General features: G+C 44.4%; 13 protein-coding genes. 5 read left to right on the top strand and 8 right to left on the bottom strand.

Annotation, left to right across the window (positions count from 1 at the left end; all coding sequences use genetic code 11):
- Positions 1-80: 80 nt before the first annotated feature.
- The gene (locus ADH67_RS09860; protein WP_143597741.1) at positions 81-2,432 is read right to left on the bottom strand and encodes a phosphoethanolamine--lipid A transferase; all 2,352 of its coding nucleotides are present in this window, start codon (positions 2,430-2,432) and stop codon (positions 81-83) included.
- 92 nt (positions 2,433-2,524) lie between these two features.
- On the opposite strand from ADH67_RS09860, the gene ADH67_RS09855 reads away from it, so the two are divergent.
- Positions 2,525-3,217 carry a response regulator transcription factor gene (locus ADH67_RS09855; RefSeq protein WP_066593939.1) on the top strand — a complete coding sequence of 231 codons (693 nt, stop codon included), beginning with the start codon at positions 2,525-2,527 and terminating at the stop codon, positions 3,215-3,217.
- Positions 3,218-4,501, top strand: coding sequence for a HAMP domain-containing sensor histidine kinase (locus tag ADH67_RS09850; protein WP_066593941.1), 1,284 nt, complete (start codon positions 3,218-3,220; stop codon positions 4,499-4,501).
- Positions 4,502-4,540: 39 nt separating this feature from the next.
- On the opposite strand, the gene hemH is transcribed toward ADH67_RS09850, so the two are convergent.
- The 4 genes from hemH to glnE form a co-directional block, all read right to left on the bottom strand.
- Positions 4,541-5,548, bottom strand: coding sequence for a ferrochelatase (gene hemH / locus ADH67_RS09845; protein ID WP_066593942.1), 1,008 nt, complete (start codon positions 5,546-5,548; stop codon positions 4,541-4,543).
- Between the two features lie 15 nt (positions 5,549-5,563).
- Positions 5,564-6,130 carry a VUT family protein gene (locus ADH67_RS09840; protein WP_066593943.1) on the bottom strand — a complete coding sequence of 189 codons (567 nt, stop codon included), beginning with the start codon at positions 6,128-6,130 and terminating at the stop codon, positions 5,564-5,566.
- Positions 6,131-6,170: 40 nt separating this feature from the next.
- Positions 6,171-7,148: a YheT family hydrolase gene (locus ADH67_RS09835; RefSeq protein ID WP_066593944.1), complete on the bottom strand. Its 978-nt coding sequence runs from the start codon at positions 7,146-7,148 to the stop codon at positions 6,171-6,173.
- Between the two features lie 389 nt (positions 7,149-7,537).
- Positions 7,538-10,387 carry a bifunctional [glutamate--ammonia ligase]-adenylyl-L-tyrosine phosphorylase/[glutamate--ammonia-ligase] adenylyltransferase gene (glnE, locus tag ADH67_RS09830; RefSeq protein WP_066593945.1) on the bottom strand — a complete coding sequence of 950 codons (2,850 nt, stop codon included), beginning with the start codon at positions 10,385-10,387 and terminating at the stop codon, positions 7,538-7,540.
- Between the two features lie 105 nt (positions 10,388-10,492).
- On the opposite strand from glnE, the gene ADH67_RS09825 reads away from it, so the two are divergent.
- From ADH67_RS09825 to tldD, 3 genes are read left to right on the top strand one after another with little or no spacing between them, the layout of a single operon-like run.
- Positions 10,493-14,479, top strand: a complete 3,987-nt coding sequence (locus ADH67_RS09825; RefSeq protein WP_066593947.1) for a YhdP family protein — start codon at positions 10,493-10,495, stop codon at positions 14,477-14,479.
- Between the two features lie 18 nt (positions 14,480-14,497).
- Positions 14,498-15,319: a carbon-nitrogen hydrolase family protein gene (locus ADH67_RS09820; RefSeq protein ID WP_066595876.1), complete on the top strand. Its 822-nt coding sequence runs from the start codon at positions 14,498-14,500 to the stop codon at positions 15,317-15,319.
- Complete coding sequence (gene tldD / locus ADH67_RS09815) at positions 15,312-16,754, top strand: metalloprotease TldD (RefSeq protein WP_066593949.1); 1,443 nt, start codon at positions 15,312-15,314, stop codon at positions 16,752-16,754. Before ADH67_RS09820 ends, tldD begins: the two co-directional genes overlap by 8 nt.
- A 53-nt stretch (positions 16,755-16,807) precedes the next feature.
- On the opposite strand, the gene ADH67_RS09810 is transcribed toward tldD, so the two are convergent.
- The 3 genes from ADH67_RS09810 to ADH67_RS09800 all read right to left on the bottom strand — a co-directional run bounded on the left by ADH67_RS09810 (position 16,808) and on the right by ADH67_RS09800 (position 21,747).
- Positions 16,808-18,139, bottom strand: coding sequence for an MATE family efflux transporter (locus tag ADH67_RS09810; RefSeq protein WP_236578552.1), 1,332 nt, complete (start codon positions 18,137-18,139; stop codon positions 16,808-16,810).
- A gap of 262 nt (positions 18,140-18,401) precedes the next feature.
- On the bottom strand, positions 18,402-18,794 hold the full coding sequence (locus ADH67_RS09805; RefSeq protein ID WP_066593952.1) for a (deoxy)nucleoside triphosphate pyrophosphohydrolase: 393 nt from the start codon (positions 18,792-18,794) through the stop codon (positions 18,402-18,404).
- Position 18,795: 1 nt separating this feature from the next.
- Positions 18,796-21,747, bottom strand: a complete 2,952-nt coding sequence (locus tag ADH67_RS09800; protein ID WP_158212639.1) for a DEAD/DEAH box helicase — start codon at positions 21,745-21,747, stop codon at positions 18,796-18,798.
- Between the last annotated feature and the right edge of the window lie 26 nt (positions 21,748-21,773).

The following is a 21,773-nucleotide window of genomic DNA, read 5'->3' as shown; positions in this document are numbered from 1 at the left end:
GCCCTTTTTTAATTCGTAGGCATAAAAGACGGGTGGATTTGCCCACAGCGATACAGCCGGAGAAAGCCGTTAAGCCTCTTCTAATCTTCTTTCCTACACTGGCTCGTGAAGTCCAAAGACTTGTCGTAAGTTGTTGACTTGACATCCAACAGACCCAGCAAAGAAGAGTAAAGGTTATCGTGGCTTGCTTCTTTGTCTAAGACCTTTCTAAAGCAGGTTGTATCGAGTTTAAGTCTCTCTTCCAAGCTGTTCGAAAGCCAAAGGATCATTGGAACTTCCTTTTGGACGCTCGGTGCCATAAATTCAGGAGCACCATGCAGATAGAGATTATTTTCTCCCAGGTTTTCTCCATGGTCGCTCACATACAGAAGGCCGGTGTCCATTCCTTTCATTCCTTTAAGCCAATCAATTACGCCGGCCAAGAAGTGGTCCGTGTATAAAACCGAATTGTCATACGCATTAATAATGGACTGACGAGAACACTTTTGAAGCTGCTCATCCTCACAGACCGGCGTGTACTTTTCGAAAGTCTTAGGATAACGTTTGGAATAAGCGGGACCGTGATTTCCCAACTGATGCATAAAGATAACAGTATCCTCGCCCGGCTTTAATATTTTGCTGATATCTAATCCGGCAAGAAGAGCTTCATCAAAGCATCTTCCGCTTCGACAGAGTGAAGCTACGGATTTCTTATCAATCGGAAGTTCCGTGATCCCGTCACTGACGCCTTTGCTCCCAGATTGGTTATCTACCCAATAGACGTTCATTCCGGCTCTTTTGAGCACAGGAAGAAGACTTTCCTCCCGTAAAATCCTATCTCTGTCGTAATTTCGTCTTCCAACGCGGCTGAACATACACGGTAAAGAGATATCCGTACTGGTTCCGCAAGATATCGTCTTCTTAAAGGCATAAACATTTCTAGCCTTCAGTTCAGGTGTGGTTTGTCTCTCATATCCGGCCAAGCCCCAATTAGCCAACCGAACAGTTTCTCCTACAACAACTACAAAAAGCATCCCTTTTTTGCTATTATGAGTTTCGCCTAACGAAGGCTGAGGGTCAATAACTTCTCTTACACGGGGCGCTGAAGGTGAAGACTCTTTAACCAGAGCTTTGTAGGTAGAACTAAGCACGTTGGCAGGAGCTATGAGGTTACGCGTGACAGGTTCCGTACGAATAAGAGAGGATATTCCTTGAAAATTAGCATAGAGCATCATCAGTCCGACGATGAGAGCTAAGGATATCTGTCCAAGCCAATTTAACCACGACTGACGCTTAACCTTGATAAACAAGCAAGCAAACAATCCGGGCAAAGTCAGAAAGGTAATTTCTGCTACAGAAGAGAAAGAAATAAGTTCCGAAGCTTCTGCAGTATCGGTGGCAAAGGCATTATTCATCATCTCCGTATTGATGATGGTTCCAAACTCATAATTGAAGTAGAGAGCTCCGGAAGCGAGCAGAGAGAACAGAAGTATCCCAGCCTTCATGATCCATCGAAAATATAAAATTCTTACTCCGATAAACATAATGCACAGAAGAACAACAGCCAATGCAAAGATTAGCGTCAGATCTTGAAAGGAAAAATGCAAAGCTGAAAATACTTTAGAAAAAAACGGTAAGTTCAGAAAGAATGCCAAATAAACCGCAGCAGCTAACGCAAAAGATCCGGCACTTAAAACCACGGTGGGCTTTTTGATAAAAACTCGAGGCTGGAAAAATAAAAAATATAAAAATGCGCATATCGACCAGTCAAAAAACATGGTCGCTACGGTATGGGAAATAAAGTGAGCTCCCTGAGCTTGCCTGCCTATACCCAAAATCAAACCTAACACAACTACTCCTCCTAAGATCAAACCGCACGCAAGGCTTCTTCCGGCGGACCCAAGCGGAGACTTCGAGAATTTCAAACTGAGGAAGGCGAAAAATAGGGCAAACAATGCGAATCCGCTCGAAGCCTGTCCGGCTGGGAAACACCTGCCTGCCCCTTCGGGATTCCCTCCGAATATTTCTAACGACCACGGGCATGGAGAAGAAGATAGGGCCTTTGCTCCAACCACTGACAAGGCGCAAGTCACAATGGCGACAATGACGTAGGTGAACTGTTTGCGGTAAGGCTTCAGAGTTTTTCCAAGCGAGAGGTAGGAGCACAGGAGCAAGACCAATGAGCCGACACCGGCAATTACCGGAAAGATTTTTCCCCCTTTATGCAAAATAGTGCGGAACAACAAAACATTGGATTCCCCGTACCACTTTCCGGCGCCCTCGTAAAAAGGAAATGCAAAAAATTGGTCGATCGGACCAAATCTAAATAATGCGATAAAAATATAAATCCACGCCGGAACCAACAGCATCCAAACAATAGGATTACTCTCAGATGCTTCAGTTTTTTCAGAGATCCTTTGAGGATCTTTCACAAGCCTTGGTAAACTTTTCACGGATTATTCACTTTTGAAACTATCGTCATATCTAGTATGAACGGAGCCTCTGTTATGCTAAGTCATAGAAACGTGAAATAAGAGTGAAATCTATGCCCAGAATACTCATTGTGGAAGACAACGAAGACGTCAGAAAGAACATTGTCGAGTTTCTTGAACTTAAGAAATTTAAGACCGACAACACCGATGATGGCCTTAAGGCATTAGGTCTCACGTTAGTAAACTCTTATGATCTCATCCTCCTCGATGTCATGATTCCCGGTCTGGATGGAATTAGCGTATGTGAACAGCTGAAAAAACGAATGGATTCGACTCCCATCATTTTTTTAAGTGCCAAAGACACGGTAGAAGACAGAATTAACGGACTGACCGTGGGAGCCGATGACTACATCGTTAAGCCTTTTTCTCTTTCAGAACTTCTTCTCAGAATCAATGCCGTTCTCAGACGAACCAAAAAAGAACTTTCTCCATTCTTAACGATAGGCCCTTTGAAACTGAATGCCGAAACCAAACAGGTCTTCAGGGACGATAAAGAAATTCGCGTAAATCCAACAGGTTTTAAAATTCTTCAGTTTCTGATGTCTAAAAGTCCTAACATTGTCTCTAGAGAAGAACTCGAAAAAGAGATTTGGGGTTTCAACAGAGTCGCAAGCGATGCACTTCGTGCACAAATCCATCTGCTGCGGCAATTAGTGGACAAACCTTTTGAAAGAGAGCTGATACACACTCGTCAAGGATTTGGCTGGTCAATCAAAGCTGAAGAACAAGACGCCGGAGAAAATTAAATGAGGAAAGAATGGTCTTTAAAGAAGCTCATAGCTATAAGTATTAGCCTGACCATCATCTGCATTGCCTTGATTTACACGGGTTTAATCTACATGACGATTCACTCGGCCGAGAACCAACTCATGGGGTCGGCCATGAGCAGCACGCTCAACGGCATCATGACCTACGATATTTCTCAGGGCCAACATCCTCGTCTTGACCAGTTCTCCCGTCTCTATATCGAGGATGACCCGATCCGTCCGATTCCGGAAGCCTTCAAAGATCTCCCTTTAGGATATGTTGAAGTAGTTAAGGGCGAAGATCTGCACGTCTACTCCATGCTTTACAACGGTAAGCGAGTGGTTCTCACCCGCAATCAAGAACTCTTTGAATCGTGGGAAATTAAAGTATTCATCGGAATTCTGGTATTTTTTGCAGCGCTAGTCTGCTTCAGTTTCTTCTTTGCTCACTGGCTTTCCAAGAGACTGCTGAAGCCTTTGGATCGTTTAACTCTAAAAGCAGCGGAAGCAGATAAGGCACTTCAAAACGGTCAAATTTATTCAACTGATCTTTTTAAAGAAAAAAGTTGGTCTGACAACGAAATCAGCCGCCTGGCTAAGACGCTTAACGATTTGACCTCTAAGATCCGCAATCTTGCCGTCAAAGAAAAAATCTTTTCAGGCGAAGTCAGCCATGAAATCAGAACTCCTTTGACCGTCATCAATACAAGCTTAGAGTTGTTGGAAACAGACCCGGGCACCTCTCCTTCTCAAAGAAAATTCGTCAACAGAGCCCTCAAGGCTTCCCAAAGAATTAAAGAGCTGACGGAGGTCTTTCTGAATCTCTCACGCGGCACCCGCAACGAAGATACGCATCAGGTAACGGTCAGCGAGTTTTTCCAAGATCATCGTCAAGAATGGCAGACAAAGTTTGCCGCTAAAGGACTGGACTTTAATGTGAAGGTTCTTTCTAACTCGCAAGATACCTACAACGAAGTCTTAGTCGGTGCTACTTTTGACAATCTTCTCAACAACGCTTTGAAATTTACCGATAAAGGCGGAGTCACCATTTCCATTAATACCGACTCCGTCGTCATTGAAGATACAGGATGCGGCATCAAGGAAGAATATAGAGAAAAGATCTTCGACAGCGGATATCAAGCCAATCCGGATGACAAGTTAGGCGGATTCGGACTTGGCCTGGCAATTGCCAGGCGAGCCGCCGACTATTTAGGATGGACTATTAAGTTAAAAGACTCGGGAGAAGAAGGAAGTACGTTCGTTATATCCTTCAACAAGAAGTAGAACTTTCTCCGGCACACTCGGACTAGTAATAGGCCGGAATTAGGACTGCTCTTCCCAGCCGTTTAAATGTTTACCAAGAAAATCGCTGAATAAGTCAAGCCAGTAATCTTGGGCATTGAGGCACGGGATGTAATTAAATTCTTTACCGCCCGCGTCCAAGAAGGCTTTTCTTGCTTCTCCCTCGATTTCCTCATGAGTTTCCAAACAGTCGGTAATAAAGCTCGGACAAACAATATCAATACGTTCCGTTCCTTTTTTCGCAAGTTCTACCAGCGTTGGTTCAGTGTAAGGCTGCAGCCAAACATCTTTGCCGAATCGAGACTGATAAGTCCGAATCCACTGGTCAGACTTCAAATTCAATCTATTTGCGATTAAGTCGGATTCAACGACTGTCTGATCTTGGTAAGGATCGCCTTTATTCACATAGCTTTGAGGCATGCCGTGAAAGCTGAGGACAAGTTTGCCTTTTTCACCGAGAGGAGAATGTTTTTTCCAAAAATCTGAAATACTTTTAGCCAGAGCTTCAATGTAGGCATCTTCGTTGTGAAAGTCTCGAACCATACGGATTTCCGGCTGACTTCTCATGGTCTTAAGCACATCACACAGCGCATCCATCACGGAGCCGGTGGTCGTAGCCGAATATTGCGGATTCAGCGGAACCAACAGGATTTTTTGGAAGCCTTTCTCAAGATGAAGATTTCTAACCACATTAGCGATTGAGGGATCTCCGTATCTCATAGCATAAGTACAGAAGAGACCCGGGAATTTCTTACCGAGCCGCTGGCCCATTCCTCCGACGAGCTTTTCGGTTTCAACAACTAGAGGTGATCCCTCCGGCGTCCATATAGTCTCATATCGTTTGGCTGATTGCGGTGATCTAATCGGAAGAATGATGAGATTGAGGATGATTTTCCACAAAATCGGATTGACCTCAATAACACGCGGATCGCCCAGAAACTCTTTTAGGAATTGTTTGACCGCCTTCGGAGTAGATTCTTTGGGAGAGCCCAAGTTAACAAAAACTACAGCTGTACGGTCGTATGACATATTTTTCCTATTTAACTAGCTCGAAGCCTTTAATGAATCGGCATGCTTGCGGTGCATATAGCCAATCAAAACAGCGACAATCAAGGACATCCAAAACTTTCCGAGAACCTGGCCGGCAATAAACTGAACGGAACCAAAAGCCAAAGAAAGGAAAATTGCGCTGTCCACAATAGAACCGATTAACCCGCTCACCATGACTGCCCAAGCAGGCCAACGCTTACGCATTGGCGTGTAGACGATCAAGTCCGCTAACTCCGAGAAGAAAAACGCCATCACGGATGCAAACACAAGAGACGGCTCTGAAAAGAAAGCCGACAGTGCTGCTCCAATAAGAATTGCGTACAAAGACCACTTAACGCCGAGCTTGGATTGGAGACCGTCTCTTAAAACCAAGGCAATACCTGCCATCAAGACACCGCTCGGCGCCTCAATTCCAGGCCACACAGGAATCAAACAAGGACCGTCGGGAGTGCACACCGTGCCTACATTCATTACCACCCAATTCATGGCCGGAATGGTCAAAATAAAAAGGACGAAGTAAAGCAGTCCTACCTGATAATTTTTATCTGCTCGCAATGGCATCTACGATCTCCTAACCGGAATCACAAACCGGGGAAGTTAATTAGTGAAAAGAGGTACAAAATTCCCAGGTGCGTTTCGGCAGATAGCCGAGGCTTCCCGGGAACGGTCCTAATGGATAGCCGCAATGGCCGCCATCTTGCGTATATTCTAAAGTGACTTGCTTGGAAACTTCGCTTTCCATTGGTAAAGATTTTTTTCCGACGATAGGATCATTGAGTGCATTCATTGCTAAGACCGGAACACGAATACCTTTAAGCACACGGCTTGAGGAACATTTTGTCCAGTAATCATCGGCATTCTTATAACCAAACATCGGTGCCGTAACGAAGTCATCAAAATCATGAAGATTCTTTATTGACTTAATTTTCTCCGGGTCCAAAGTTCCCGGGAAAGCTAATGCTTTCTTCAGGGCTTTGTCTTTCATGGTATTGATAAAATTCATGTCGTAAACTCTGCTGAATCCTTTGGAAATGACTTTGCTGCTTTCCATTAAATCCATCGGACAACAAACGGCTACCGCCGCATCGACATATTTTGCCGCCTCTTCTCCGAGAGTCCCAAGCCAAAACAGCAGATTGTTTGCCCCTAATGAAACTCCCATCGAGTAGATTTTTGATAAGGGAAACATGGAGCGGACTTTCTTAAATATCCAAGAAAGTTCCGGGACATCAGCTGCACAGTAAGCTCTTAGCTTTTTGTTATCGATTCCGCCACACCCTCTGTAATGAATTACGAGGCCACGGATTCCATTTTCTGCACAAAAAGCCATCAATGCCTCTGCATAATGACTTTTAGAAGAGCCCTCCAAACCGTGGAAGTGAACCATCACAGGACTGTCAGAGCTGAGTTTATTCGTTTCACACCAATCCACCGCTATTATGTCGTCGTCAGGCGTCGCCCAGATTTCTCGGCGATATTGGACTTTAGGTCTAGGGAACAACTCAGCAGGCACAATTGTCTGTAGATTTCCACCGGGTAACCACGCCGGAGAAACGTAACCTGAGTCACTAACTGGCATTTTTAAACTGTTTAACTTAAGAAGAACGTGAAATTTTACCGCTCAAGCACCTGATTTCTTCGCCTTTGTTTGCAAAAACAGGTACAACCTCAAGAGCAGAGGCTAAAAATAGATATCTTGTACTTCCTCCTCGACCTAATTAAGGATGATTTTCCAGTCTGGCGAGCACCATGGACGCTCTATACTTTGCCGAATGTCTTTCTAACAACTCATGAATAGATTTTTGTCTTTTCGAAAAACATTACATCTTCTTAATTCTTTGTTTTGATTGACTTATTTTAAAAATAAACACTTTTCAATCCTTTTTTGGATCAAAAAATTACATTTTCAATCCAAAAAAAGAAAGTGCCGAAAGTTAACCAACGATCGGCACGTTTTTCAATTAAAGATTATTTAATGTCGGAAGGGAACACGTAGTTCCAAGTCTCTTTGACTAAAGCAATCTCTTGCTCGAACTCTTCTCTCTCAACTCGTACAGGAATCGAGTCGGGTGCATTTAATCTGAACTCATGTTGAAACTTCCTATATCTCCGATAGGCATCGCCAATTTCCAAACCTCTACCTTCTGGGAGAAGTCCGGCTTCTTCCATCATGCTGAGAAGTTTGATGTTCCCGAAGTTATTCATCAGTTCCGGATGTTCACTTGCATGGGCTAAAACAAGGTACTGGACCATGAATTCAATATCTACCATCCCACCTTGATCATGTTTAACGTCAAACAGAGAGGTCGTATTCGGGTGCCCATCCCGCATGCGCTGACGCATCTTCAACACTTCTTCGGCTGTTTCTTTCGGATCTCTTGGCTTGGCCAAAATTTCTTTTCTAAATTGTTCGAATTCTCGACCGATATCCACATCACCGGCAGAAAAACGTCCGCGCGTTAACGCTTGATGCTCCCAGAGCCAAGCACCGGTACCGTCCTCGTTTCTCTCATATTTTTTATAAGCATCCAGAGAGGAAACCAACATTCCTGATTCTCCATTAGGGCGCAAGCGCATATCGATATCAAACAGCACTCCGGAACTAGTTGTCACCGTCAACCAATTCATCAGACGGCGAGCGAAGCGGATATAAATTTTTTCTGCATCAGGGTGATCATCGTCGTATAGGAAAATCAAATCCAAATCGCTGGCATAACCGAGTTCTTTTCCGCCTAATTTTCCGTAGGCCACAATACCGAATTTCGGAATTTCTCGGAAAATTCCCGGGACCGTTTTCCAAGCTTCTTCGATGGCAATTTCTAAGGTTGAATCTGCAAGTGCCGAGAGATGATCTGCCAATCTTTCGACAGAGAAACGTCCTTCTAAGTCTGCAATAAGCAGTCTGAATAGACGGGCGTGATGGCACTCGCGCAGAAGGTTCATGCGGGTCTCCTGATCATTCTCGTCAACCTGCGCCAGTCGATCTCTCGTGCGATCCATGTAACCTGTTGTATCCACCGGCGTGTAGTCATCAACATAGGTGATGCGTTCGTCCAAAAGCTCATCTAACAAAATAGGATGTCGAATCAGATAGTCAGTCGCCCATTTACTGGCTCCAAGCACTTTGCCTACCTTCAACATGGCTTGTGGGTACTGAGACAACAAAGAAACATAGGTTGAGCGGCCGGCGATAGCACCGAACAAATTAAAAAAGCGCTCAATCAGCTCCTCTTTAGAAATCTTGTTTTTATTCGGAGCAATAAAATTATCAATATTGCTGATGACCTTCTTAGCGAGCTTTATTAAACGTTCCTTTGCACTCGGGTTAATCATCCGGAAGGTGCGTAGCCTTGTCAGCCCGAGCAAGGCAGAAGCGACCTCATCCGGTTTAAAGAAACCCTTCATCTGCAGAAGTTCAACCAATGCAGGGCGTGAAGCCTCATCGCCTCTTTCCCAGCCTATAGGCCAAGGATCGGCAGTTTCATCTGACTTTGTCTGGAAGATAGCATCAAAAGAATCGGCCACAAAGTTGTTCGCCTCTTTAAGCTGTTCTTCTAAAACTTCCGGAGTAAAACCCATCATCGCCGCTATTTTGGCTTTTTGTTCGGAATTGTCCGGCAGCAGCTGCGTCTGCTGGTCATCCACATATTGGATTGCATGTTCTAGGTTACGCAGAAAAACATAAGCCTGTTTCAACTGCTCCACTTTAGCAGGCTCCATCAGCCCCTCTTTTGCAATAACGTCTAGAGCTTTGAGGGTTGAACGTTCTCTGATCTTAGGATTTCTTCCTCCACGAATTACTTGGAAAGTCTGGACAATGAACTCGATTTCTCGAATTCCGCCTCGGCCTAATTTGACATTCGTGCCGTTCTTTAAACCCGTAAGCGCTTTCTGCTTAGTTGCCGCTCTGATTTTGGCGTGGAGATCGGTTAAAGCGCTAATCGCACCGAAATCTAAATATTTTCTGTATACAAAAGGACGAACAATGTCCTTAAGAGTCTTCGCTTGGTTCTCAAATTGTTCTTGAGACGTAAAAACCGGAGCGCTGACAATACGACCTTTCGACCAAGCAAAACGCTCCCAGTCACGTCCCTGAGTCATAAGATACTCTTCCAACATTTCGGAAGAACCGACGATCGGGCCGGAATCTCCGTTAGGACGAAGCCGCATATCTACTCTGAATACAAAACCGTCGTAAGTAATATCGGAAATAGCCAGAATAATTTTCTTCGATAAACGCTCGTAAAACTCTCGGTTGGTTAAAATCTTTCTCTGCTTTGGAAAGCGCTCAGTCGGCTTGCATTCCCCGTCTTCATCGTAAAAAAAGATAAGGTCAATATCGCTTGAAACGTTTAACTCTCGGCCTCCGAGCTTACCCATTCCCACAACCAGTAAATCTTGCGGCACCCCAAGAGAAGAGTGTGGAACTCCGAAGCGTTCGGCAAGTTCAACGGCATGAACAGATACTGTCTTTTGAATAACGGCCTCAGCAAAATCCGACATGACCTGCACAACTTCTGCAAATTCAATACTTCCCGTGATGTCTCTCAGAATCAGGCCCATCATGATTCTTCTGCGAAGCTTTCTCATCACGGTGCCCAAGCTTTCTGCATCTTGAGCTTTATCAAGTTCTTCTCGAATTCTATCTGCCGTCCATCTATCCTCCTGCAGCTGCTGCAGGAATCGGTTTCTTTCTTCTCCCTCCTCTCTAAACATAGCATTCAGAGAGTTTCTAAAGTAGGACGAGTATTCCCCAACATTACTTGCGGGGATATTCTTGGCGGGAACTGCGGGCTCCCAAAGAGCAGATTGAGGCATTCTGGTATTCGCTAAATGAGACAAACTAACTTCTAATGGTACATTTTTTACTTAGAATTTGTTTAATTTCCAGAACGTTCCACAGGCAAGGAGCCCGAGCAAATCATGGGCAAAAATGAAAATTCAGATCCGGTATCACAGGATCTAACTAATTCAGAAAGAAAAGGATTTTTCAGAACCCTTTTGTCTTTCTTCGGTTGGACGATAGTAATTCTTTACTTCTTAGCCCTCGGAGCCCTTCTTGCTTTTCGGCTTTATGCCATCCCTTATTTGGAAAAATCCAAACCTTTAATTGAAGAAAAAGTCACGGAACTTATAGGAATGCCGTTTTCTATCGGCAGCCTCAAAGGCGGCTGGGATTTCATTACACCAATTATCACTTTAGAGAATATCCAGCTGGGAGAAATCTCTCCTCTCAAAATTAAGCAAGCTGTTTTAGTACCTTCTTATCTTTCAATTGCCAAGCTGAGTCCGATTTTTAGAACGATTTCCATTACCGAACCGGAAATCTCAATTGAAAGGACCGGCAATCTGCAATTTAATATCCTTGGCAAAACCATCGAGTTAGACGGAATTAAATCCTCCGGAAATTCCTCCTCTTTTGACTTAGATGAGCTAGATCCTCTTTTTCAGCAAGGAGCTATTTCCATCAACTCCGGACACATCAATTACACGGATAAGACAAAAGAGCAAAGTCTGAAGATAGAGGACATCACATTTGTCATGGATAATTCGCTCCTGACTAAAAAGGCTGCTCTCAAGTTCATTCCTCCCAAAGAGATTGCATCTCCTGTAACACTTAAAGCGGAATTTGAACTTCCTTCTCTGGTAAGCCAAGGCGTTGCAGACTGGAATGAACAGCTTTTCCTTTCTGTTTCTGAAATCAACTTCGGAGAATTAGCCAAGTGGGCGCCTGATTTCAATATCTCCTACAAAGGCATAGGCAGCGGAGACCTTTGGCTCGCCTTAGACAAATGGAAGCCTTCTTCAGCTACCTTCATCGGTGCACTCTCCGATGTTAATCTCGTCTTTGACAAGAAACTTCCTCCTTTAACTTTGAACTTCTTCAAAGGCAAGCTCTCCGGAGAAATAAAAGACCATTACTACAAGGTTTCAACAGACCGTGTGGAATTCGAAATGGCTTCGGGAGTAAAGGCTCCGTCGTTCACAGCTTCTCTAGCTCTAACAACTAATGCAGAGAATACAATCACCGGCGGACAGATTACAGCTGACAGATTGGACATCCAAGGCTTTGCTGCAGCGTTTCCATCTTTGCCTATTCCGGAAGAATTTAAAAAATTTATTATTGACAGAAAGCTAGCTGGAAAGTTGAAAAACGTGGTTGTCGATTGGAGCGGTGATTCCGCAATGCCCTCCAAGTACAAGGCAAATGTTAACTTTGAGAATTTATCCAGCCTAAGCTATGTTGCCCCGAAGGATAAGGAGTCTCTTTGGATTCCGGGTATTAAAAATCTTTCCGGTTCGATACAAGCTGAAAACGGCACAGGTCACCTGACTCTGAACAGCACCAATACGGATATTGCGCTGCCCGGGCTCTTTGCCGTCGCCAGCTTCCACTTTGATGAGCTGGCCGCTAAAGGCAGTTGGGACATCAATGACAAAATCCAATTCAAGATTGACAACCTAGCTTTAGAAAATAAGGACTTAGCTTTCCAAGGGAGCGGAGATTACGATTCAACAAAAGGCGAGTACGGCTTTCTTAATGCTAACGGCACGTTAAGTCGAGGCTCCGTTGCCTCGGTTTGGCGTTATGTTCCTCTTATTGCCGGAAAAGAAACGGTTGAATGGCTGCGTTACGGTCTTCTCGGCGGAAATATTACCAATGCCGTCTTGGAGTTCACCGGCCCTCTCCACGAATTTCCATATAAAGATTCCACTCTCCATAAATTCGCGGTCACCGGCAACTTCAAAGACGGCGTCATCGACTTTTATCCTATTAAATTTGACAAGCCGTCTGCCAAGAATGTGCCCGGAGCCATTTGGCCTACCGTCACGGGTGTGGACGGAACGATATTCTTCCACGGTGACGGCTTGAGAGCGGATGTTACGGAAGGAACCTATCAAAAAGTTAAGTTAAATAAAGCTATCGTAGAGATTCCGTCTTACGAAGCCGAAACCGTTCTTTTAACTGTTGATGCATCGGCAAACGGCCCTCTGCCCTCTTATCTTAACTATGTCAACACCTCTCCGATCAAAGGTTATACGGCAGATATATTCGGAAAAGCCAAAGCAACGGGCGACGGTGCTTTAACGCTTGAACTTACCGTCCCCCTCAGCGGCCCCGGCGATGTTCGTGTCAACGGCTCATTCGGAGTAAACGGCGCGGCCATTAACTTTAATCAATACCAAATTCCCGATCTGACGGATGTCTCAGGTAAGGTTTTCTTCTCAGAAAAAGGTGCCAGTGCTCAAGACCTCATTGCAAAGACGTGGGGAGAAACGGTTACCGTTGGTCTGAACACCAATGACAAAGGTGTCTTCGAAGTAAATGCTTCCGGCATCATTCCGGCGCAAGCATTAAAGCAAGTTATTCCTGTTGAGTCCTTAGCTGCGTTATCAACAAAATATCTGAGCGGACTTGCTCCTTTTGCGCTGAAAGGAGAAATTACATCCAATAAGGTCAACATCCATGTTGACAGCTCTCTGAACGGTTTAGCCGTAAAACTGCCCGCGCCGTTCAATAAACCGGCCAATAAAAAAGAGCCGCTTGCTTTTGACCTAACTACTTCAAAGGACACCTCTAACATTGCCCTAACCCTAGGGACGCTTCTAGACACAAAGATTCTTTTGAAGAATGATGCTTTAGCAGCCGCCGTCATCTCAAACAGCAAGGCTCCGGCTCTGCCTAAAGAAGGTCTCACGATTGACTTTAGTGCGCCTGAGGTTTCCGTTGCGCAATGGTCCGAAGTTCTTTCTTCTTTATCCAAGCAAGATAAGAAAGACGAGAAGAAGGGAGAACAGGCTAATGTAGTCACCATTCCGACTCTTAACTCTATTCGCTTAAATGTAGGCAAGCTTCTTATCGACAACTTTAATCAAGAGAATTTCCATTTGGTAGGTAACCAAACCGCTACCGGATGGCAAGCTCATCTTGAATCGAAGGAACTGTCCGGCGATTTAGATTGGCATAAAGCCCGTAACGGAAAAGAAGCTGAACTTCAAGCTTATCTCTCTAAGCTTTATATTCCTGCTTCTGCCGGCGACTTTGCAGAGGAAACCAAACCGGTTGAAGTGGCCGGAGGCTGGCCTGCAATTAATGCCGTTGTCCAGCAATTCGCTTACGGAAATAAAAACCTAGGAAAAATTGAGATAAAAGCCAGAAACACTATCTCCCGCCAAGGACATTTGTGGCAAATTCAAAAACTCAACGTCATCAATAACGATGCCACTTTGTACTCATCCGGAAGCTGGCTGAAAGGATTTAACGGTCAGAACACAACAACGCTGCTGTTAGATACCAAGATCAGCAATTTAGGACAGCTTCTGGAACGCCTGGGAGTAGGCAGAGTAATCCGCCGCGGAAACGGTTCGATCAAAGGCGAGCTGTCTTGGGAAGGCTCTCCAATCGGCTACAACGCGAACACCTTCGACGGCAAGCTTAATATCGATTTAAAGAGAGGAGAAATCCTGAAGATTGAACCCGGCGCTGCTAAACTGCTTACTCTGCTGTCGCTGCAATCCTTAACTCGTTACTTAAGACTGGATTTTAGAGATTTCTACTCTAAGGGCTTTAACTTCGACTCGATTATTGGTTCCACCAATATGAATAACGGCCTGATGCGTTTAAACGACTTGACCATGGTCGGAAGCGGTGCGACGGTTGTAATGAAAGGCGACATTAATGTCCGCAATGAAACAGAAAATCTGCATATTCTGGTTTTGCCGGATATCAATGCAACCGGAGCTTCCATTGCCTTAGCAATTGCAAATCCAATTGCAGGCATCGGCAGTTTCTTGGCTCAGTTGATTTTCAAAGATCCTTTGAGTAAGCTTTTTTCTTTTGAGTATTCTGTGACCGGCACGTGGTCTGATCCGGTTGTTAAGAAATTGGAAAAACACGATCCATTCTAGTTGAGAGATTTTCTGAAGATGCTGAAAATTGCCACCTGCCAAATGACTTCCGGAATTGACTTAAGCAAGAATCTGGAAGAGGCTGAAAGTTTTATTCGAAAAGCAGCCATGGAAGGCTGCAACTTGGTCTGTCTGCCGGAAACTTTTGCATTGATGCCCAGAGGACGGCAGGACGTATTAGTTTTTGCTGAGAACTACGGCGAGGGGCCTATCCAAGCCCGCATTTCCTCTTTGGCAAAGAATCTCGGACTCTGGATTATTGCCGGCTCAATTGCTTTGTTCTCCGACAAAAAAGATCACGTCACCAACACTTGTTTGGTTTATGACCCGTATGGGGCCGTCGCTTGCCGCTACGACAAGATTCACTTATTTTCCTACCACACGGAAGAAGAACGATACGATGAAGGCTCCCTTTACACACCGGGTCACGAAGCCAAAAGCTTCATTCTTCCTTTAGACAACGGAACAGACATCAAAATCGGTCTGGCTATTTGCTATGACTTACGCTTTCCGGGTCTTTTCCGCCATTTAGGCAGTCCCGATCTCATCGTCATTCCTTCGGCCTTTACTGAAACTACGGGCCGAGCACACTGGGAGACTTTAGTCAGAGCCCGCGCCATCGAAAACCTCTGCTATGTCTGTGCACCGGCACAAGCCGGATCTAATCCGGACGGAAGAAGTTTCTGGGGCCACTCAATGGCAGTCGACTGCTGGGGTAAAATTTTAGGAGAGATGGGGCAAGACGATAACGGTGTTTTCATCACCGAGCTTGATCCGAGATTTATCGCACAAGTAAGAAACAACTTACCTGCATTAAATAACCGCGTCTTTTATGACTAACAAGAATACTGAAACTGCAATTTCTGTTTTACTTACTCCTCATGGAGTCACTATTGAAGATTTAGAGTCCGCTTTTGCCGAACTCTCGGGAAAACATATTGATTTCGCCGACTTTTATTTTCAACGAACCGTTTCCGAAGGTTATGTTTTAGAAGAAGGCATTATCAAAAACGGTTCATTTAATACAGACATGGGTGTCGGCGTTCGTGCCGTCAGCGGAGAAAAAAGCGCGCTCGCCTATTCCGATGAAATCTCTAAAGATGCGTTAATCGAAGCCGTCAGAACCGTTCGTGCTATCGGAAACTTTTCTGATGATAAAACCGTTGTCAAATTAGAAAAAAGGAGAATTCCTGAAGCTCTTTATCAGCCGGTTAATCCGATTGAGCTCAAAGAAACGAAAGACAAGATTGAAATCATTAAAAAGCTCGACAAGCTTGCTAGAAAGCTTAGCCCTCACATCATTCAAGTGATGTGCACTATTTCATCCGTTTATGAAGTGATTTTGATTGCGAAACGCGACGGCGCACTTGCCGGCGACATTCGTCCGCTTGTCAGAGCTAATCTGAGCGTTGTCGTCCAGAAAGACGGGAAGACTGAAAGAGGCAATGCAGGAGGCGGCGGGCGCTTCTCGCTTGATTACTTCACAGACGAAAAACTTGCCTCCTATGCAGAAGAAGCCGTTTCTTCCGCTCTTCGAAACTTGGAAGCCATTCCTGTTCCCGCAGGCGTGTTTCCCGTCGTTCTCGGCCCCGGTTGGCCGGGAGTCCTCCTCCACGAGGCCGTAGGTCACGGACTAGAGGGAGACTTCAACCGCAAAGGTACCAGCGTTTTTGCCGACAAGATTGGCCAGAAAGTAGCTGCCGAGGGCGTTACTATTGTCGACAACGGAACCGTTAAAGACAGAAGAGGTTCTTTAACAATTGACGATGAAGGTAATCCCACTCAATGCACCGTTTTGATTGAGAACGGCATTCTAAAAGGTTATATGCAAGACGAGCTCAATGCCTCGCTAATGGGGCAGAAAACGACAGGCAACTGCCGCCGTGAGAGCTTCGCAACTCTTCCCATTCCCCGCATGACCAACACCTACATGCTCAGCGGAGATAAAGAGCCAGAAGAAATTATTTCTTCCGTGGATTACGGCATTTATGCCAAGAATTTCGGCGGAGGCCAAGTAGATATCACCAGCGGAAAGTTTGCTTTTTCGATGAGTGAAGCTTGGCTGATTGAAAAGGGCAAAATAACACAGCCTGTGAAAGGCGCCACATTAATCGGCAACGGTCACGAAGCTCTGTTAAAGATCAAACTTATCGGAAACGACTCTTGTCTTGACGGCGGCGTAGGCATATGCGGCAAAGACGGCCAAAGCGTTCCGGTCGGTGTCGGCATGCCAACCCTTCGCATTGACGGGCTCACGGTCGGCGGTACCAATTAAATTCAAATCGAGCCGCTTAATGCGGCTTGATTTCTTTCTTCGCTTCAAAAATTCTAATCCTCGATTGCACGGCGCTTGGAAAAGTCAAACCTTGACAAGGCAATCAAGAAGAATGCTCCTCTAAAGCACAGTTCAGTGGCCATAGCAACCCAAACGCCAATCAAACCAAACTCAGAGGCCAATAAATAGGCCAGCGGAATACGAATAAACCACATGCTGCCTAAGTTTGCCAAACTTGGAAACAATGTGTACCCGGCACTGACAAAAATACTGCAGCAAACAATAGCGGCCGCAAACATCGGTTCGGCAAAAGCCTCTATTCGTAGAACAGTTGTTCCTAAACTGATAATCGATTCATCGGGTGTCATGAAGCCGATCATCCACGGTGCCGTGATGTACATCAGGATACCCATCGCTGACATCATTACCATCACCATGAGAACATTGATTTTGGCGAATCTTCTTGCTATTGCCGGTCGTTTTGCACCGATGCTTTGACCAACAATAGTTGAAGCAGCATCTGCGACACCAAAACCAGGCATATAGCACAGACTTTCAGAGATGATCGCGAAAGAGTGAGCCGCTAAGGCAATAGGACCTAACGGCGCCACAATCATGGTAGTGACAATCTGGGCACCGCTCATGGCTATTCTTTCAAGGGCGATTGGCGAACCGATTCTGAAGGTTCTTCTCATGCAAAAGATTTCAGGAATAAAAGAGCCTTTCCGTCCAATCAAAGAGAGTTTTTCGGACTTGACAAGCAAGAACCACAACATCAAGCCAGCACTTACCAATTCTGCCAAGATAGTTCCCAGCGCCGCTCCGGCAACTCCCAGATTTGCTCCGGGCACAGTTAGTTTGAAACCAAGAATGTTGTAATCCGATGTGGGGAAAATAAGAAGCAAGTTGAAGAAGGCATCCAAAAAGCACATTCCGATATTAATAATGCTCGGAAGTTTGACATTGCCCGTACTGCGCAACATGCTGGAGGCCATAAAGCCCAAAAGAGCGGCAGGTGTTCCAAGACAAAAAATCAGAAAATATACTCTCGCATCTTCGTAAAGCTCCGGGGGGCCTCCAAGCCAATTGGGCAAATATGGAGATACCACTAAACCAATAAGAGCAATAAGGATACTGACGAGAAAACCGACGACCAGGCCTTGCCTCAGAACAGAACGCGCTTCTTCATCTTGTTTGGCTCCGATGCGCTGAGCAACTTGAACGGAAAAGCCTACTGTGACCGATGTAATTAAGCCCCATATGAGCCACAGAGAGGAAGATACCAGACCGATGGATGCGGCAGGATTTGCACCCAGATGACCAACCATTGCAGCATCAATGTATTGGACCATCACGAAAAAGATCTGCGCAAAAATAGCAGGCAAACTTAACCGCCAAACCAGATCAATCTGATTCCATATTGTTAATTCCGAACCATCTCTTATTAAAGAAAACAGATACTCGGTCTTTTTACTTTTAGCGGCCATAAGGGCATTGTAGAAACTTTAATTTTTTATTCAAAGTTTCGGCTTGTTAAAGCACATTTCATCATGCTCAGTTTGCCATTCTTTCTGCATAGCGACGGCAACCTCTAGGCAATGATGAGAAAATCAAAGAGGGGCCGCTACCTCCCCTAAAACGTCTATTTCAAACTCCAAATACCTTTTTCAGTTCCGTCACAACCTCTACGTCTGCGGGCAACCAATCGACTGTGTCCAACTCTCTTTTGTCCAGCCATTTTGCCGCTTCGTGTTCAGTGAGAACGATTTCTCCTGAAACAATCCTAGAAAGGAAGCAGTGCATTGTTAAATGAAAATTCGGATAGTCGTACTCAACTGTTGTAATAAGTTTTTCTGGCTCAATCTCAACTTCCAGCTCCTCACGAATTTCTCTAACGATAGCGGCTTCCGGAGACTCACCCTTTTCCATTTTTCCGCCGGGGAACTCCCAGCCGTCTTTAAAGTCTCCATACCCACGTTGTGTCGCCAAAATTTTATGATCTTTGTGGATAATGGCTGCCACTACTTCTATTGTTTTCACTCTATTCCCCGCATAAATAATCGTATATATCGTTACGAACTGGTGTATCTAAAACATACTGAATTTCAAAGGCGTTTTCCATCTTAGAAGGATCTGCTCCACTTGGGACCTTTACTGGTTCAGGCACTCCCTCCGCCTTCATCTCCCCCAAGAAATAAAAACTTTTTGCTTCGCTGTCATTTTTGTTTTTTCTAACAAACAAATAGATCTTATTCTCTTCATTTTCAGGAGATTGTTTATAAATCCGTTTTGCGTCATCTGAATCAACTGAGCGTTTTGTCTTTGAAAGGGCAATAAGGTTCTTCTCCGACTCGAATCTGTCTTCATAAGCAATGGCGTCCTCAGCCTTGTGATAGTTGACAAAAACAGGCAAGGTCTTGGTTGTCTCATCGTACTTATACCCTCCAATATTTTGAGCCGGAGGATTCTTAGGCCAGTTCAGTAGACGGCACACATCTTCATAAGAATATTTCTCGTACAAACATAAGGAGGTGTCCTTGTATCTTTTACTAAACCTGTCCTCGTAACGTTGAGTCATGAAGTCTAATAAATCCTCCAAACAGTCTCTAAACCCAAGTCCGTTATTTTCTAGTTCTTCCTTTAGTTGATTCGATGCTCGGAAATCACCCGACTCTGTGCGCGTTACAAAAACAACGTCTCCGGCTCCTTTCTTTTCTATTTCATTTCTGAAAAAATTAGCAGATAGGTTATTGAAAACACTGTTTAAAAGAAGAGGAGAAGGCTTGATCTTTAATTCGTTTTGAAGAATACATTCGAAATCTTCTTTGAGTGCTCCGCTTGGATTTTGCAACGCCAGTCTTAATAGAATGCATTCCTCAATACGTTTGGCTGCGCCTAGTTTTGATGAGAGATATCGGATCATACTTTCAGCTCGCGGGGTTAGCTGAACTTGATAGGACTCCTCATTTTCCTTCAAAAACCCATAGTAAGACCGATATTTAGGATTCATAAAAAACTTTACGGGATCAATTCCATTGTGATCTCTGTACTCGGTCAGTCGTGGAATTCGTCCCAATTTATTTTTCAGAATTCGATACGACTCTTTCAGCAAAGCAGCATCGTTGGTTCTTGCAGTGTCAATTGAATCTAATATGCGTTGCTTTACTACTGCCTGAAATTCTATCGTTGAGGCTCCGGGTATGGTTCGAGTTCCTAGCCCTACTACTTTTCGCATGACATCTTTATCATAAGAATTGTCTCCGGAGAGGGCTACAGGGATTAAGTAATTGTTTTGATAGTTAGCAATAAAATCGAGAACCACTAAAAACTCCTTATCCTCGGCTTTTCTAAGGCCCCTGCCCAACTGTTGAACGAAAATAATAGGACTTTCTGTTGGTCTCAAAAAAATAACTTGATTGATTTCTGGGACATCAATACCTTCATTAAAGATATCTACAGAAAAAATATAATCTAGTCTCCCCTCTCCTTCTCCATGGGATAGTTTTTCGACGCTTTCCAGTCTTTTCTCCATTAAATCTTTTCCAGAGAGAGCTACCGTCTTGAACCCTTTCTTATTAAATTTCTCAGAAAAAGCAGCACATTCCTCAATAGTCCTGCAAAAAACAAGTCCTTTAACCCGATCTCCTGCATGTCCATAAACTTCGGCTTGTTTAATAACGTGATCCACTCTCTGGTCAAATTCAACACAACTAAAATCTTTCAATTTATCGAGCTTCAGCGAGTCAATTTCTAAATCTGCAATGCCGTAATATCGGAAAGGAACCAACAGATCTTCCTCCAAGGCACCTTGCAGTCGGATTTCATAAGCAATGTTATTATCGAAAATCTTATAGATATCCTTTCCGTCCGGCCTGTCAGGGCTTGCAGTCATTCCAAGCCAGAAATCTGGCTGTAAATGAGCCATTATTTTGGAATAACTATCAGCGCCTGCTCGATGAACCTCATCGATAACAACTAAATCGAAATTCTTCGGATTAATTTCCTTCAACACTTCGGCTTTGGATAGGGTCTGCATAGTTCCGAAAACTAAATCTTTGTCTATTTCAAAGGAATGACCTGAGACCAACCCATACGATAGATTCTTTGTTCCAATTACTCGCTCGAAACTTTTCTTTGCTTGAATTGCAATCTGCTCTCGGTGAACTATGAACAGTATTTTTTTAGGAGCTTTCCGTACTTTCGGGCTGGCCTTCTCATTTTTAGTGTTCAAGTTCATTAAGTGCCTAACAGCTAAAGCTGCAGCATAAGTTTTTCCAGTCCCGGTAGCTGAAATCAACAATGCCTTAGTTTGGCCCGACAAATAAAGGTCAGTAACATTCTTAATAAAAACTTTTTGCATGGAGTTTGGTTCAATTCGAACCCCGTCCACAGGAGTTTCGGGGAGTTCCGTCCTCTTCTTTTGTTTTCTAGCCCTCTCTGCCGCTCCCCACTCTATTTCATAAGCATCTATCACTTGGTCTAGAGGAAAACTATTCGGATGCTCCCATAGATACTCGAATTCCGTTTTAATTTTTCTGGGAAGCTGACCAGTTTTATGAGATACGAGCCTGACATTCCACTCAAAATTTGTGGTTAATGCGTTCTGGGTAAGATTTGAGCTCCCAATAATGAAACGACATTCATCTCCGCGAGTGAACATAAAGCCTTTGGTATGAAAGCCTGCAGAATTTTCGCAACGATAAAGTTTTATTTGAAGCTCTGGAAAGTTTTTTTCAATGTCTCGAAGTGCACGCGGATCCGTAAAAAGATTGTAGTCGGTAGTCAATAACCTTCCTTTTACTTTCTTCCCGGGACTCTCCCCGTATACATCTTCCGTTAACGTTTTTTTTAACAGGCTCAAACCACCTTGAGTTATAAAGGCTACACTCATATCAAAAGAATCACAGTCTTTTAGCTCGTCCAATAGCTCTGGCAATACTTTTATGTATTCACCTTTCTCTCCAACTGAGTTACAAAGCAAATCTGCACGCAAATGAGGATCTGAGTCGGATACATTAG

The sequence above is a fragment of the Turicimonas muris genome (assembly GCF_002221595.1).
GTDB lineage: Bacteria > Pseudomonadota > Gammaproteobacteria > Burkholderiales > Burkholderiaceae_F > Turicimonas > Turicimonas muris.
The sequence above is the reverse complement of the archived record's forward strand: the minus strand, read 5'-3'. Positions and strand labels throughout refer to the sequence as shown.